11 protein-coding genes are annotated in these 13,909 nt (G+C 61.2%); 4 read left to right on the top strand and 7 right to left on the bottom strand.

Annotated features, from left to right (window positions below; all coding sequences use genetic code 11):
* Window positions 1-12: 12 nt before the first annotated feature.
* Genes BM353_RS02345 through BM353_RS16525 form a run of 7 tightly spaced genes read right to left on the bottom strand, consistent with a single transcriptional unit; the run spans window position 13 to window position 10,108 of the window.
* The gene (locus BM353_RS02345; RefSeq protein WP_092076187.1) at window positions 13-1,047 is read right to left on the bottom strand and encodes an AAA family ATPase; all 1,035 of its coding nucleotides are present in this window, start codon (window positions 1,045-1,047) and stop codon (window positions 13-15) included.
* A gap of 14 nt (window positions 1,048-1,061) precedes the next feature.
* Window positions 1,062-1,913: a hypothetical protein gene (locus tag BM353_RS16535; RefSeq protein WP_143104082.1), complete on the bottom strand. Its 852-nt coding sequence runs from the start codon at window positions 1,911-1,913 to the stop codon at window positions 1,062-1,064.
* Entirely contained in the window at window positions 1,910-4,378 is a 2,469-nt protein-coding gene (locus tag BM353_RS02335) for a vWA domain-containing protein (RefSeq protein WP_177220435.1), read from the bottom strand. The genes BM353_RS16535 and BM353_RS02335 overlap by 4 nt, the downstream gene beginning before the upstream one ends.
* 52 nt (window positions 4,379-4,430) lie before the next feature.
* On the bottom strand, window positions 4,431-6,029 hold the full coding sequence (locus BM353_RS16530; RefSeq protein ID WP_143104081.1) for a vWA domain-containing protein: 1,599 nt from the start codon (window positions 6,027-6,029) through the stop codon (window positions 4,431-4,433).
* A complete protein-coding gene (locus BM353_RS02320; protein ID WP_177220434.1) occupies window positions 6,026-6,994 on the bottom strand; it encodes a DUF58 domain-containing protein in 969 nt (322 codons plus the stop codon). The genes BM353_RS16530 and BM353_RS02320 overlap by 4 nt, the downstream gene beginning before the upstream one ends.
* Window positions 6,995-7,001: 7 nt before the next feature.
* Window positions 7,002-8,219: an AAA family ATPase gene (locus BM353_RS02315; protein ID WP_092076175.1), complete on the bottom strand. Its 1,218-nt coding sequence runs from the start codon at window positions 8,217-8,219 to the stop codon at window positions 7,002-7,004.
* A complete protein-coding gene (locus BM353_RS16525) occupies window positions 8,216-10,108 on the bottom strand; it encodes an ICP22 family protein (RefSeq protein WP_143104080.1) in 1,893 nt (630 codons plus the stop codon). The genes BM353_RS02315 and BM353_RS16525 overlap by 4 nt, the downstream gene beginning before the upstream one ends.
* A 236-nt stretch (window positions 10,109-10,344) precedes the next feature.
* Here BM353_RS16525 and BM353_RS02305 point away from each other — a divergent pair, with 236 nt between their 5' ends.
* The 4 genes from BM353_RS02305 to hxsA all read left to right on the top strand — a co-directional run bounded on the left by BM353_RS02305 (window position 10,345) and on the right by hxsA (window position 13,891).
* Window positions 10,345-10,791 (top strand): DUF4236 domain-containing protein, encoded by a 447-nt coding sequence (locus BM353_RS02305; RefSeq protein WP_092076171.1) that lies wholly within the window; start codon window positions 10,345-10,347, stop codon window positions 10,789-10,791.
* A gap of 238 nt (window positions 10,792-11,029) precedes the next feature.
* Window positions 11,030-12,283: a radical SAM protein gene (locus BM353_RS02300; RefSeq protein WP_143104079.1), complete on the top strand. Its 1,254-nt coding sequence runs from the start codon at window positions 11,030-11,032 to the stop codon at window positions 12,281-12,283.
* Window positions 12,276-13,373 carry a His-Xaa-Ser system radical SAM maturase HxsC gene (hxsC, locus tag BM353_RS02295; protein WP_092076167.1) on the top strand — a complete coding sequence of 366 codons (1,098 nt, stop codon included), beginning with the start codon at window positions 12,276-12,278 and terminating at the stop codon, window positions 13,371-13,373. Before BM353_RS02300 ends, hxsC begins: the two co-directional genes overlap by 8 nt.
* Window positions 13,358-13,891 carry a His-Xaa-Ser repeat protein HxsA gene (gene hxsA / locus BM353_RS02290; protein ID WP_092076165.1) on the top strand — a complete coding sequence of 178 codons (534 nt, stop codon included), beginning with the start codon at window positions 13,358-13,360 and terminating at the stop codon, window positions 13,889-13,891. Before hxsC ends, hxsA begins: the two co-directional genes overlap by 16 nt.
* The last annotated feature ends 18 nt before the right edge of the window (window positions 13,892-13,909 follow it).

The raw sequence follows: 13,909 nt of genomic DNA, 5'->3' as shown, positions 1-13,909 counted from the left end.
GGCCTTCGTGCGTCATGTTCCGAGAAGATGGCTGGTGAGTTTGGAAACGGTACTCTCGTCCTCGGTGTCCAGTCCGAATTTAAGCAGGACGGTCAGGTCGACGGGCTCGATAGCAAGCGCTTTGCCGGGGTTGCGCGCATGCCGCAACAAGGCGTTGCCGAGCACGACGGCGCTCAGCTTGACAAGCCGGCGATTCGACATTTCACTCAGCCCCTTACGTCGAACCTCGGTCACAAGATCGGCCAGGCGGGCAAAGATCGGATCGGTTTGCTGGATGGACAGCCGACCGTCCAGAGTCATTTCATCGACCGTTTCGCGATAAGCGGTGAGTGACGGCAAAAGCCCCGCGAAAGACGCCTCTTCCTCCCCCCCCCGGCCGTGGGTTTCGGTCCACGCGGTTTCGAGCAGACCCGATATGCTTTCTTGATCACTCGCGACATTCTCGATGCGACTTCGCAGCACAAACCGGTCATAAACCGCACCCAGGCCCTCTTCGCGCGGAGGATGATTGGACGCAGCAAATAGAATCTGCAGCGGGACCGGATGCACCATCCCTCGGTCGTGAAACTTTCGCTCGTTCATAAAGGTCAGCAGGGCATTCAGGATGGCACTCGAAGCGTTGAAAACTTCATCGAGGAAGACAACCTCGGCCTTCTGCATCATCCCCTCATCATCCCGCACCAAAGCCTTGGCATCGCCCATGAGCTTCCCGAGATCGAAATACCCAAACAGCTCCGAAGGCTCGGTGAACTGGGTCAGCAGGTACTCGAAGTATCGATCATCGCCTTGCGCCGAAGCGTCAGTCCGATCGCTATTTGGCAGCAGCCCCACCAATTGGCAAAACGTCCGCGTCAAGCGCGACTTCGCGGTACCGGGTGGGCCCAGCATCAGCATGGCTTCGCCCGTGATCGCAGACAGCATCATGCACTCTATCGTCTGTTCAAGGCCGTAGAACCGGGCGTTCAAACTGTCCTGGAGTGAAACGAGGCTCGTCAAGGTATTCTTGTGCGCCTTGAATATCTTGGCGAGTATTTCTTTTTCGAACATTAATGTCTCATATCTTATGGCATATCAGTTACAATCTGGCGCCAATATTCTGGCGCATCCTCGGTCCAATCTTCTCGGGCCAATGGGCCAAAGTCCATTTCCTGAAATTCATGCCACCGTTCAAGTTTTCTTTCCAGAGAGGCAAACTCCTCGCCAAAGTCGAAGCCCGGGTGCTTGTGACCGAGATCGAGCAACCACAGATCCCAAAACCCAGCCCAACCCTCGGTGGCGAGCACAGTACTGGCAAGTGACTCCAAACAGGTTCGGATCTCCTGGGGAGCGTTTTCCATTGTCCCGGCCCTGAGAAGTAGAAACAGGGTCCACGCAGATGGCGCGGATGTCGGCGGTCCATCGGGATGCATAAGAACTCTTGCCCGCAGGTATCGGTAGATCCGTTCGAGCACCTGCTGCCTCAACTTCGGAGCCGCGAGTGCTGTCGTGATGAGCCCAAGTTGGAATTCTTCAGCGCCAGCAGCGACTTCCGGGCGCGGACGACGACGTATCCGATGCTGCCATACATCAGATCCGAAGTCGCGCGCACGATCCCGCCAGCGCGGAGGGAACGACTGGCCAAGCAACCAATCCTCGAAAGGTTTTCGCCCGATCCCGTCAGGAAACGGAAATGTCCGTGACGCGCGCTGGACGCCAGCCCGAAGCTGCGCCGGGATTCGGCCCGCAGACCGGAACCACGGCCTGAGGCGGTTGTGGTTCGGCGATATCTTCGCACCGCCCTGCCCCAGGACCAGATCGAGCGCAGCAAGAGCCAACCGCTGAAGCTCTTCAGCCGCCAACTGCGCGCTCACCGGATCGTAATTTCCCATCGCCCGTACGGCGTGATTCCCATTTTCGGTAGTCACAGACGTCATTCCCGCTCCTTGCACCAAAGGGAACAGGAGAACAGCGCGATTGCAATTGCAATCAGCCATGGGTGCAGCGGTATTTTACTGTCAGGGGCGTCTGCCACGCTGATCTTGATCGGCTCGACTGAAAGTTCCTGACCACCGGTGCCGCTCGACAATTCGCGCATCGCCTCCAGCTGGATGCCGAAATCCAATCTCTCTCGTCCCATCGAAGTGGTCAAATCAGAATTCAACAATGTCACAGGAATGAACTGCGTGTCCTGCCCCTGTTCTGAAAGTTCGAGAACAGCCTTCATCGGACCCACGAGATCCGGCATGGGAATTGAGGCGAAAAACTCTCCAGGCGCTCCGCGTGAGACAAACCCCAACCCCAGTCGGCGCCCGGATTCGAGCGCCAGAACCCCGCTCAAGAAAGGCGAAGCAAGCGCATCAGCTTCGAGCGCCGAAACCGTGAAATTCAAACGCCCCCCGGTTTGTCCAATCCGGATATCGAAGCGGCGCGGAGATTTCCAGCCAACCAAGCGGGTCAGCAGGGCCGCAACGTCTTCACCGCGAACGTTGGGCGGCATCGGGCCTAGAAAAACCGCTGTGGCGACCTCTGGTCGCTCGGCGTCATGCCGAAGCGCCAGCAGAGGATCCGGTGGCGGAGCCTCGTGGATTGCCAATACCTCTGCATCGGCCCGTGGATACGTCGCAGCAAGGCCCGCGACCGGCGACCCTGCGAACAGGGCAACATCGGAAGTGGGCACCGGCTCAAACACTTCGGATCGGTAATAGATTATGCGGGGCTCTGGCTCGAAGTAGGTAAGCTTCAATGACCCCAGCCCGCTACCACTTGACAGCAGCACCTCTTGCCCCCAGGCGGCTACACCGCCGGGGAAGTGTTGCCCTTCGGTTGAAATTGCGGTGGTGAAGCATTGCGGGTGCGTCCCCGGCGGATCGAAGCCGCCGTCGGAAATGAAGAAATAGGCGCAGTAGTTCGAACGCATCCGAGCCGCCTCAGCAAGCGCACTATCAGGGGCGGTGCCACCACTGGCCGCCAAAGTGTCGATGAACCTGCGCGCCTGGGAAAGTGCCTCCGGTTCGGCCATCTGTCGGCGAAAAGACGGTTCCGACCGATCCGAAAACGGCAGTATCGCCAAGGTATCGATAGGTCTCAGCTGGTCGAGGATGACATGCGCGGCACCTTTCGCGATGCCCATGGATCTGCCCATAGACCCCGAAACGTCAATCAGGATTACGACGTCGCGCCTTGGTGGTGTCATCCGGACGGCATGGGGATCGCTGTTGACCGGAAGGATCGGCCCAAGGTCCGATGCGTTCCAATCGGCGATCCTCTGCGGCATTTCGGGCGATCCCCGCAAACCTCCATTGACGATGAGAAGCCCGGTGCGCGCAGCACCTGAGAGCAGGGTCCGATCGAAGCCTGCAGTAAAATCCTCCGGTACCAATGCATCGATGACGACAATGTCGAAGGTCTCAGGCGCTGGCGGTGCAGCAGGGTCACCGCGTGTCACGTTCCATTCGGTGGGATCCAGCAGGTCAAGCCAGCGGGCATCCCCAAATGCCAGAACCCGAGCCGGACCCACGACCTTGGTATAGAGAACACGGGACTGCTTTCCCCCTAGACCAGTGAACGTCAGACGGACTGGCTGCAATCCACGTTCAGCGAAAACCGTTTCTGCACGGATCGCGCGCAGGCTCTTTGCCTCTGGAATGTCCTGCCCTTCCACCCCATCCACGCCCGCTACCTCCAACGTGCCGCCGCCAAAGACGGCGCCACGGACTACCGCTGGGTGCCCGGCACTTTGTTCGGGTCCAAGGTTCGCTGCGACAAGACCGGTCGCGGGAGCGCTTGAGCCAGCCGCAAGGATATGGATCGGCACGCCGCGCGCTTGAAAAGCTTCTACAAGGTCAGGCGACAGATCGGAGTGAAAATTTCCGTCGGATAGTAAGATCACTGCGCCGCGCCCACCGTCTTGGCGGATGCGTGCAAGCGACATCGAGAGCGCACGGTCCGCCCGGCTCCCCTCGCGCCCGCCGCTTGGCGGGACAAACCGGCGAAGGTTTTCTGCCAACTGCGGAAGCGTTTGAACCGGTGCCGATTCCGCCGCTGCCTCGCTGAACTCAATCAGCAGGCCTTGCCAACCTGTTCTCGCTCCGAGCGATTGTGACAACGCGTCGACCTGGTCCGCGATCTTGCGTGTTGCCGTCTCCGCCACCGCCGGTTCGCGCCAGAAACTCTCCGAGGCATCAAGCGCCACGACAAGCAACCCGCCGTCCACCGCGCCGGATTGCGCCGGGAGGATCAGTCGCGGGCGCCCTGCTGCCGCCGCGAGAAGCAGAACGGAGATGCTCAGCAATGCGACCGACGCCAGGGCACGGCGACGAGATCTTCCGCTTCCGAGGATGAATGCGACGGTCGCGAGACCGATGCTGACGATAGCCAGAATCTCCGGCCAGGGGGCCAAGTGTGCCCGACAGTCAGCTTCCAGACTTGCGGGCGCCAGTATCAAGAGGGCCTCACAAAATGGCATGTCGCCGCCTCTCCGATCGCAGCGCCGCAAGCCGCTCCAACGCAATCAACCCAAGCGACGCAAGAAGGAATAGCGGCCAGAAAGGTGTCTCGACCTGCCCGCCTGTGGTGGAGGAAAAACTGACGTCCGGAGGTTTCTTGACGGGCCTTCCTGTGTCGCTTTCCTTCCAGGCGTCGGCGACGTCTCGTCCGTCGGGGCCAGGCCATCTGACCTCCAAGCGGTCCTCTCCATCCCCTGTAACTTCCAGCAGAGCCGTAAAGAAAAGCGTTGATGACAGAGCATCGACGGCGCCGCCCGGAGCGGGACCTGGAACAATATAGGCCGCGGGTTCACTGCGCCGCGCAACAAGCCATGCCCCCGACGCATCCGAGAGGACGGGTTCGAATCCAGCAGGCAACGGAACACCCGCCGGCGACGGCAGCGCCGCTTCGAATGCGTCGAAGTTCAGCACTTCGATTACCGGATCACTGCCGATGAACGGGCCGATACGATGAAATCCCGGAGCAGACCAGCCGTCGTAGGTGAAGACCCCAGGCCGTGCGAGGTCGTCCTTGCTGGCGTCCATCAACGGTTTCACCAGTACGGGTCCGGATTGCGCGCGAACGGCGGGCGGGGCTGGGACCGATAGCTGCCAATCCAGCTCGACCCCTTGCGCGATCTCGATGGAAAAGCTCATCCGGTCATCTCCGGAATAAGCCCCTCCGCCTTGGAGCTGGGCGGTATAGCCCCCCGAAGCCGAGGGGCTCAAACGCGCAAGCGATGTGTCGGCACGATCAATCGAGGACACCAGCGGAACGGACCTCGATCCCCGCGGTCCGGTCAACATCAGACGGGGAATATCTGCCCCTCCGAAGCGACCGACTTCAATAATCAACTCCGACCGACCGACGCCAAGCGCTGCGGGACGCATCCTTGCCCGCAACAGGCCGGCATTCGGTACGGGGGCTCCAACCTGCAGCCATTGCAATTCCGGGCCGTCCTCGGGCCATCGGGTCTCAGGAGATGGCTGATCAGTGACGACGACAACATGAGACGGAGCGCATCCGTCCTCATGTACCGGCGCGAGGCTTGCAGCGAGCAGAGCAGAAACTTCGCCGCCTTCGTGAGCCACCTCCACCCTGTCGAGTTGCTCGTCCACCGGCCCAAGCCTGCGCGCACTGCTCCCGACAGCAATCAGAGCATCGCAATAGGCCCCTTCCGCGGCCGCCTGGCGCGCCTTGTGCACGACATCACGCACCACCGTCCGGGCAGATGACAGCCGGTCTTCGGGCCCGTCCGCCACCCCCATGCTGTCGGAGACATCGAGTACGACGCGCAGGCCAATGGTGCCCGGCCGTTCCCGGACGTGTCCCGGCAGGCGATCCCATACACTGAGCAGGCAAAGCGTCAAGGCCGCGAGATGAAGCCAGAAGGCGGCCTGTCGACGCGGAAGTACCAGGGCAAATCGCGGTTCCGGCTCCGGTGGGGCTGCCGGTGGATCGAGCAACCGCGAAAAGCTAAACTGCAGCTCGCGCGGTGGCCGGCGCTGAAGATACCAAGCCAATGCCGATATCGTGGCCAAAGCTGTGAAGAGAAACGCGATCATGACAGCCCCCTGCGGGAGGCCACGCTCGAAAGAACGGCCGATCGTGGAAACCAGTTCGCAAACACGCCGCGTAGACGCGCGGCGTCGCAGTCGGCCGGCCACATCACGGAGCGATCCACAAGGCTGCCGCGCCCGCGCAACGCCCGAAGATTACTCTGCGTCTGCGCTGCCACACGCTCGTTTACCTGTGCATCGAAATCCGCTGTGCCCTCGAAGATCCCGTCTCCGAATTCGCGCCCTTCTGCCGCCGCCAATCGGAACCGGCCAGTATTCCGTGCCAGCGCAAGTTCGGCGGGCGTGCTGTTAAGCGGAATCACCATGAAGCTTCCCCAGGATCTCTGTGCCCGCTGGGCGAGATGAGCGATCTTTCCATCCGGGTCCGGGTAAAGAAGGTCGGAAATGAAGATCACAGCGCTGGCTGGACGGAAGGTTTCCAGCAACGGTTGAGTCAGAGGGTCGACCTGCGCCGTCAGCAAAGTGGGTCGGGCGGACCACAGACCCGTCGCCAGGCGCGCCGCAGCGGGTGCCGCGCCCCTCCCCGTCGCAACAACCGGCCGGCTGGGTTCTGGGTGAAAGAGCGCGCCCATGACCACCTCATCCCCCGAAGCGCCAGCAACCGCGGCGAGGGCCTGAAGGGTCCAGAGGGCGAAGAGCAGCTTCGGAGCCCGTGCAGGAAGTCGCATCGCCGTGCGCGCGTCCACGATCAGCACGACGCGCATCCGTTCCTCGGCCACATACCGTCGCACCACCCGATCATGTTCCGAGCCGGTCCGGAGAGATGCGAGCCAGTCGATGCCACGAACATCATCGCCCATCTGGTAGCTTCGGTAATCGCGAAATTCCAGGCTGTTGCCCGCAAGGCGCCGTAGATGCACCCCCTGACCATTGATGGGAACGGTCCGCTTGAACCGGAACCTGAGCCGTTCGAGCAAATCAGGTGAAATAGGGGGAGCGATATCTGGCATCGTCGCCTCAGAACTTATGCAGTTCGACGGCTGCCTCGAGGTCGCCGGAGAACCGGTCGGCATAGCCCGCGGGATCCTCTCCGACTCTCTGATCCGGGGCCGCAGCCTTGGCAAGTGCGTGGATCATGGCCTCCTGCTGCCGGCCTTCCTCGAATGCCGAATTGATTGCCTGGCCGTAATCGTGGGTGACGCGCAAGCGGTGGCGCAGAACCGGTGTAAGGACTGCCGCGAGCCCCGACCGGGACGAGGCCGCGGCCTCTTCTGCTCGATCCGGCTCAGTCAGCACCATCGCGCTCCAGCCGAGCGCCGCCTTGCTCAGCGCGATCGCGCCACGAGGCCCCAAAGGGTATTCTATGCTGCCCGAAACCAGTTCCTTCAGCGCCGCCATGCGCCGTGGAGACAGACCTCGGACAGCGTCGAACCGGGCGTTGCTGGCCATCACGATGTTGACGATATGCGTCAAGACCGAGGGCGGCGCTCGAAGCGCCATCACGCCCCGGGCGGCCCGGTCCAACGCTATCAACGATGAGTTGCGCACTCCGGCCTTCTCGGGCGGCGGTGAAAGGCGTGACCCTGTCTGTTGCGCTGCAGCCAGTTCCTTCGCAACGATACGCTCCATCGCAGCGGCACCCGGGAGCTCCATCTGCACCTTGAACATGAAACGGTCGAGCTGTGCCTCCGGCAGGGGGAAGGTGCCGTCCTGATCGATAGGATTCTGCGTTGCCATCACCATGAACGGTGACCGCAGCTCGCAAAGCCCGTCGGGGGAACTGATCTGGCAGGTCTCGCGCAGGATGTGGGTGTCGCCCAGTACAGTGACCTGAAATTCAGCCATTGCCTCCAGCATGGCAGCCTGGGTCTTGGGGCTTGCCCGGTTGATCTCGTCGGCCAGCAGGAGCTCGTGGAACACCGGACCCTTCTTGAACACAAGGCGGCGTGCGTCCTCGGGGTCGGGCATGAGCGTGCCAGTGATGTCCGACGGCATGAGATCAGGGGTAAACTGTATTCGGCCCACAGCCCCGGCGCCGAGGCAGAGCGCAGATGACAACGCCTTGACCAGCGCAGTCTTGCCAAGCCCGGGATTGCCTTCAAGCAGGACATGACCGCCGGACAAGAGCGCCACGACAAGCAAGCGTACTACGTCCCCGAGGTCGTGCATGCCGGCGTCCTCGACACGCTGCGGCAGCCCGCGCAGAAATTCGATGTCCTGGGGTCTTAGGCTCATGGCAACTTGTCCTGTTCGTCAGTGTAGAGCGACCTGATCCAGGCCGGCATGTTCTGTTTCGGTGGCCGCGCAGCTGTCGGCGGCGAGATAGCGGTTTCGTTCTGCACCCTGAGGTCGATGGACTCAGGTGCCTCGCCGGGGGCAGCGAATATCTGGCGCGGAGTGCCAAGCTCGACATCGGTGCCTTTCGCATTTGCCTCATCACCCGACACACGCTCGCGGAATTCGCTCGTCTCCTCGTCGGAGGAAGAGAGGGTCGCCCGAAATTCTATCGGTTCGCCGCGCTCAATGAGGTGGTCGGTTACTGCGGCTTCCCCCGGGATAGCGGCATCACCGCTCTCGTGCCACGTCGCACCGCCGGATCGAGAGGCGCCTTGCTGCATTGATGCTTCATCTGCACCCTTTGCAGACGACGCATCATGGCCGGCCTCGCCGATGGTGTCGGCGAGCTCCGGCTTGCCTCTAGCACCCTGCGATGCACGAGCGTCTGAACCAGACACTGGATCACGCGCCAAATTCTGAGAAGGCGGCACTCCGGTCTCGGCAGCCCCATCCGCCCCGGCAGTCTCTCCGCCCCCGCCGGGGCTGCCCCGCGGCAAATCCAGCTTCGCGTCACCTGCCTCGCCAGTGACGTTATCTGTCCCGCTGCCAGATTGATTGCCTCTCGGTGCCGGGGCTTCGACCCCGCCCGGTTTGGACCTGCTCGTGTCCCCCTCCCGGCCGGGTTCTGCGCCATCCCCGCGCCCCTGCCCCAACTGCGCCTGTGATGTCGAGGCGCCGTTCGTGACGTGTTCACCAAGAGTACCCGTGGACGATAGACCTCCATTGCCTTCAGAAGACGAGGGTGTGCCGGAGCCTTCTTCTGACGACGTCAGCCCTGTCGAGCTTGCCGATGAGGTCGACGATCCTGGAGCCTTCCCGCTCGTAGTCGTTTCGCCGGAGCCTCCTTCTGTTGAAATGCCGGAGCCTGATGCTGTTGCACCGCCTTGGTTTTCCGTACCACCTGCGCCGCCACCGCCCGGCCCAGCACTCGTCTGGCCGCTGCCGTCGTTTGAGCCAAAACTGTCCGTCGCGCCCTCCGCTTGCAGCGAGTCGTCATCCCCGCGGTCGAATGAAAAAACCGAGGACGGCCATGGCAGGGAGAAGACAGAGCCGGACGGCAAGAGAGCGGCCACAAGCCAACCGGCGAGCGCATAAGGGAGGAACGCTGCGAGCGCGGGACCAAGAGCGCACGCCCTGCGCGAAATCGAGCGCGCGGGTTGAAACGCTGAATTCGGCGCCACCGGGCGAATAGATCCGCCGCTGTCCAGGGCTGTAAGGTAGTCAACAGCGTCAGCGGCCGCCTCCCGCCGGGCGAGAACAGCACGTCTCAGATCGCGCAGACGGATGTTATAGGACCATTGCGCTTCAAAACGCGCCACCGCGCCCCGAGCGTCCGGAGCACGAGTCCGGATCGGCTCGTAGGCCAGAAGGCCACCGTCGGAGGACCGCATCAATGACCGCGTCCTGGTCAGCGAGAAGAGGACGAGCGTGGCGGCGCCGACCGTAATGGGAAACGCAAGCGCGCTCTGTCCTGCCAATAATCCAGTCACACCAGCCGCTAGCGACAACACCGCACACACCGCGACACTGCCAGAGGCCACGAACAGTGTCGCCTGGCTCGCCGCAAGCTGAGAGGCGAACGCTCTGAAGATCAGTCTTTCCCGGCGATACCCTCGCAAGCACCTCCAGGTGCCGCACGCCCCGACCGCAAGAATAAAAACGGCAATGACGGCGGCCGCCACAGCAAGGATGGCGAGCCAAGCTGCAGCGATGACACCCCAGCCCACGATAATGACGGCTGCAATAGCACCGGACGTACCAGCCACCACGATCTTCCAATGCAGCATGTCCTGGACGACCGGCAGGAACCGTTCAAATGGGGCTGACAAAGTTCTTCTGGTCAATACTGATGACTGGCGCATAAATCCGGCTTTCTCGAGACTGATCTCGCTACGAGACTGTCTCTGAAATCATTCTCGGCCACAAAATTCTATTGCGCGGCTCTTTTCAACCCAGGCACTTGCCGCAATAATTCAAAACCGATGAAACCTTGATATCGTCGGATGGTGCAGTGAGGTCGCATATGCCTTTGAGACTGAGACGTCGGGTGCAGGTCCTTCCCGGCATCAAGCTTAATTTCTCCAAGTCCGGTATCAGCACGACGATCGGACCAAGGGGCGCAAGCGTGAACATTGGCAGACGCGGACTCTATGCGAACCTCGGCATCCCCGGCACCGGTCTTTCCTATCGCCGGAAACTGAAACAGAAGTCTGCGCCAGCAAAAGGCCGGTCAACTACAAACGCGACCGTTGCCAACCGCGCGCACCCGAGCATGCCAGCGCTTCAGCAACAAGTTGCCACGCTGGATCTGAAACAGGCAAACGAGCGCATGCGAACAATTGCCCTTCGCGCGCAAATCATGCTGGCGCTGCCAAACGTAGAGAAAGAGCCGGAACCAGGGGCTGGCAAAGGCCTCGTGCTCACCCTTTCCCTCTTGGCCATTGGCGGGTTGCTATTCATTCTGACCTGACCGTCTCAGGTGGTTAGGGACCGCCCCCCCTCAAGGCTTGCTCTGCCGATCTCAAGAATTTTTCTGTTCGCGGCGATCACCGAACATGTTTATATAGTCTGAATTATTTTGAGCATTCTGCAGGTTGGATCGCGTGTCATTGTCTCCGCCCCGTACTCGCGCTATCGCGCCAGGTATAGCCATTGAGAAAGGCGATTTCGGTCGACCTGTGCTGGCCGGCAATACCAAGCAGGTTGCGATGAGCGAGGTCCTCGCGTCTCGCCTGGCCGCGGTCAACACCGCCCGCATGGCGGCGCGTCAACATGCGCGTGCGTCCGTGGCGAACTATTTCATTCTGGTGCCGACCCTGCGGTGCAATCTCATGTGCGATTACTGTCAGGTATCCCGCGTTGCAGAGCGCGCGACAGGATTCGATTGGGACGACACCGTCCTGGACGAAGTCACCGCACTTATCCTGCAAAGCCCTGCGACAGAGCTGACTCTGGAGTTCCAGGGCGGCGAGCCTCTGCTGCGGACAGACCTCATTCGCGCCCTGCGGCAGCGCCTGTCCGACGCCGGGCGCGAAACGCGCACGGTCATATGCACAAACCTCCAGGTCGTGGGAGAAGACGCCTGGTCGCTGCTTGCGCAACCGGATGTTCTGATCAGTACCTCTTTTGATGGCACCTGGGCCGCGCATCAACGGCATCGGACACAAAGCCCGACCGCCACCTCCGTTTTTCGCGAAAACCTACGTCGTGCCCTCGACGCCTTCGGATCCGACCGGGTCAGTCTGACTTCAACACTGGACCCCGCTAACCCTCCCGATCCGAAGGAGGTGATCGCAGAAATGCGAGAGTTGGATATCAGAACCTTGTTCCTGCGCCCGGTCAATTACCAGGGTTTCGCCCGGAAGAAGTTCGGCGGCGTCCGTGAGGATGCGCAATGGGATCAGTATTATCTCGCCTTCATCGATCAGCTGATAGAGGACAATCTCCGGCACCAGATCACATTGGGCGAATACTACTTCAGCTATCTGCTCCGTCGCGTGCTCGATCCACGGCGCGATGAACATGTAGACCTGCGCAATCCTGCGCCTCTTGGCCGAGACTATCTGGTTGTCGGGGAGCGTGGAGATATCTTCCCCACCGACGAAGCGCGGATGCTGTTCCGTACCGGGCAGATCGACCTTCGGATCGGGCATGTCTCGACCGGGCTTGATCTCGCCAAGATCGCTCAACTCAACATTCATGCCGACAACCGGACCGATCCCGAATGCGGAAACTGCGTCTATCAAGCGGTATGCGGCAGAGACCTTGTGGATGACATCTCGCGATATGGCAGGATCGACGTCCCCCGGCATCGGACCCGGCACTGCCAGCGGCATATGGCCATCTTCGACCACGTGATGCGTAAACTCGTCACGGCCGAAGCGGCTGAACTCGACGTGATCGCGCGCATGTGTGGCCTCAAGGCGATTGACCCCGCAGCCTACAGGCCGGCTCATGTATAGCACGAAAGTCGCGATCCCGGCCTTTCCCGAAGAACTTCCGCTCCTCATCCGGCTGGAAGCGGATGCCGCAGACGGCGAGGTTCCCGCTTGCGGGTTGATCTATGAAGAACCCGGAGTTGGCTGGTTTCAGCATGGCCGTCACACCTTTGAGGTGCATACACAGGATCCGCAGGCGCTGATCGGCGACGTGGTCCTGGTCAATCCGCATCGGGGCGTGGGTGAGCGCATCCTGCGGCGCCAGTCTCCGCACAACACCTTGCTGATCACCGAAAGATGCGATCAGCGCTGCGTCATGTGTTCTCAGCCGCCGAAGGACTACGAACTCGACCTGTTTGATGTCTATCAGCGCGCCCTTCCCTTTGCTGCGCCCGACGCGGTGATCGGCATTTCGGGCGGTGAACCACTGCTCTACAAAGCGCCTCTCTTTGATCTGATTGACACTGCCGCGCTCGCACGTCCGGACATCGGATTTCACCTGCTCACAAACGCACAGCACCTGACTGCCCGGGATGCGCCGCGCCTCGCAGCCTTGCCGCACGGGCGCATGAAAGTTGCCGTGCCCCTCTACGCCGCGGAACCGGAAGTCCACGATCGCATCGTCGGAAAACCCGGTGCCTTTGCGGCGGCCCTCGACGGCATCGCACTGCTTCTGGAAGCGGGCGCGGAGGTTGAGATACGCACGATCGTGATGCGTCAAAATCTGGACCAGCTCTCGAAGCTCGCACATCTGCTCGCATGGTCGATACCCGATATCGCCCATTGGGCCGTGATGCAGCTCGAATATATCGGATTCGCCCGGAAGAACTGGGCCGAAATCTTCTACGATCACTCGCTCGACCCCGAACCCCTGATCGCAGCGGTCGCGGCAGCCGAACAGCACGGGGTGAGCTGCATCCTTTACAACATGCCCCTTTGCACCCTTCCGCCCATCCTGCGAAACTTGGCGCCCAGGACGATCTCCGACTGGAAGCAAAAGTATTATCAAAGCTGCGAAGGATGTGTCCGCCGCGAGGACTGCAGCGGTGTTTTTGCCTGGCAGCCCCGTGATCAGACCTTCGCAAGAATGGAGCCGTTATGCCACGTTTCGTGATCCCTTCCCTGCTCGCCGCGGGCTTCTTGGCGCCAACGAATGTTCGTGCCGTCGCGGTGGAAACGCCTGCCGTCGATACAGAATTGCTTCACCAATTCGCCGAACGTTTGCGGCTGGAACACAGCTTCACGTTGGCCGGGCATCGATCCCATTCCTCGCATCGTTCTCATTCGTCGCATCGCTCGTCCTCCGGCGGAGGGTATTCTGCACCAAGCTCAAGCAGTTCCAGCTCGACGCGTAACCAGTCCTCGACGCCGCCAAGTTCGATCCTGCCATCAGCACCCGCAGCGGCGCCAAAGCCGAAGGTCCTGCCCGGCAATTCCGAAAAATTCGTCCTGATCGCGCGCAAGGTGCAACTCGCCTTGACCTCTTACGGGTACTACAGTGGGGCGATCGATGGCATCATTGGGCCGGGCTCGCGCTCCGCCTTGTCGAAGTTCCAATCTGACTACGGCTTCGAAGTCACTGGAACGATCACACCAAAGGTTCTGGATGTCTTCGGTATACAAGCGAATTAACGTACTGCTCTTTCTTTG

It is taken from the genome of Poseidonocella sedimentorum, from assembly GCF_900116005.1.
Classification (GTDB): domain Bacteria; phylum Pseudomonadota; class Alphaproteobacteria; order Rhodobacterales; family Rhodobacteraceae; genus Poseidonocella; species Poseidonocella sedimentorum.
The sequence above is the reverse complement of the archived record's forward strand: the minus strand, read 5'-3'. Positions and strand labels throughout refer to the sequence as shown.

Bases quoted from the DNA above. Each gene is read 5' to 3' on its own strand.
- BM353_RS02345 (WP_092076187.1), bottom strand. From the start codon at position 1,047: ATGTTCGAAAAAGAAATACTCGCCAAGATATTCAAGGCGCACAAGAAT.
- BM353_RS16535 (WP_143104082.1), bottom strand. From the start codon at position 1,913: ATGACGTCTGTGACTACCGAAAATGGGAATCACGCCGTACGGGCGATG.
- BM353_RS16530 (WP_143104081.1), bottom strand. From the start codon at position 6,029: ATGATCGCGTTTCTCTTCACAGCTTTGGCCACGATATCGGCATTGGCT.
- BM353_RS02320 (WP_177220434.1), bottom strand. From the start codon at position 6,994: ATGCCAGATATCGCTCCCCCTATTTCACCTGATTTGCTCGAACGGCTC.
- BM353_RS02315 (WP_092076175.1), bottom strand. From the start codon at position 8,219: ATGAGCCTAAGACCCCAGGACATCGAATTTCTGCGCGGGCTGCCGCAG.
- BM353_RS16525 (WP_143104080.1), bottom strand. From the start codon at position 10,108: ATGCTGCATTGGAAGATCGTGGTGGCTGGTACGTCCGGTGCTATTGCA.
- BM353_RS02305 (WP_092076171.1), top strand. From the start codon at position 10,345: ATGCCTTTGAGACTGAGACGTCGGGTGCAGGTCCTTCCCGGCATCAAG.
- BM353_RS02300 (WP_143104079.1), top strand. From the start codon at position 11,030: ATGAGCGAGGTCCTCGCGTCTCGCCTGGCCGCGGTCAACACCGCCCGC.
- hxsC (WP_092076167.1), top strand. From the start codon at position 12,276: ATGTATAGCACGAAAGTCGCGATCCCGGCCTTTCCCGAAGAACTTCCG.
- hxsA (WP_092076165.1), top strand. From the start codon at position 13,358: ATGCCACGTTTCGTGATCCCTTCCCTGCTCGCCGCGGGCTTCTTGGCG.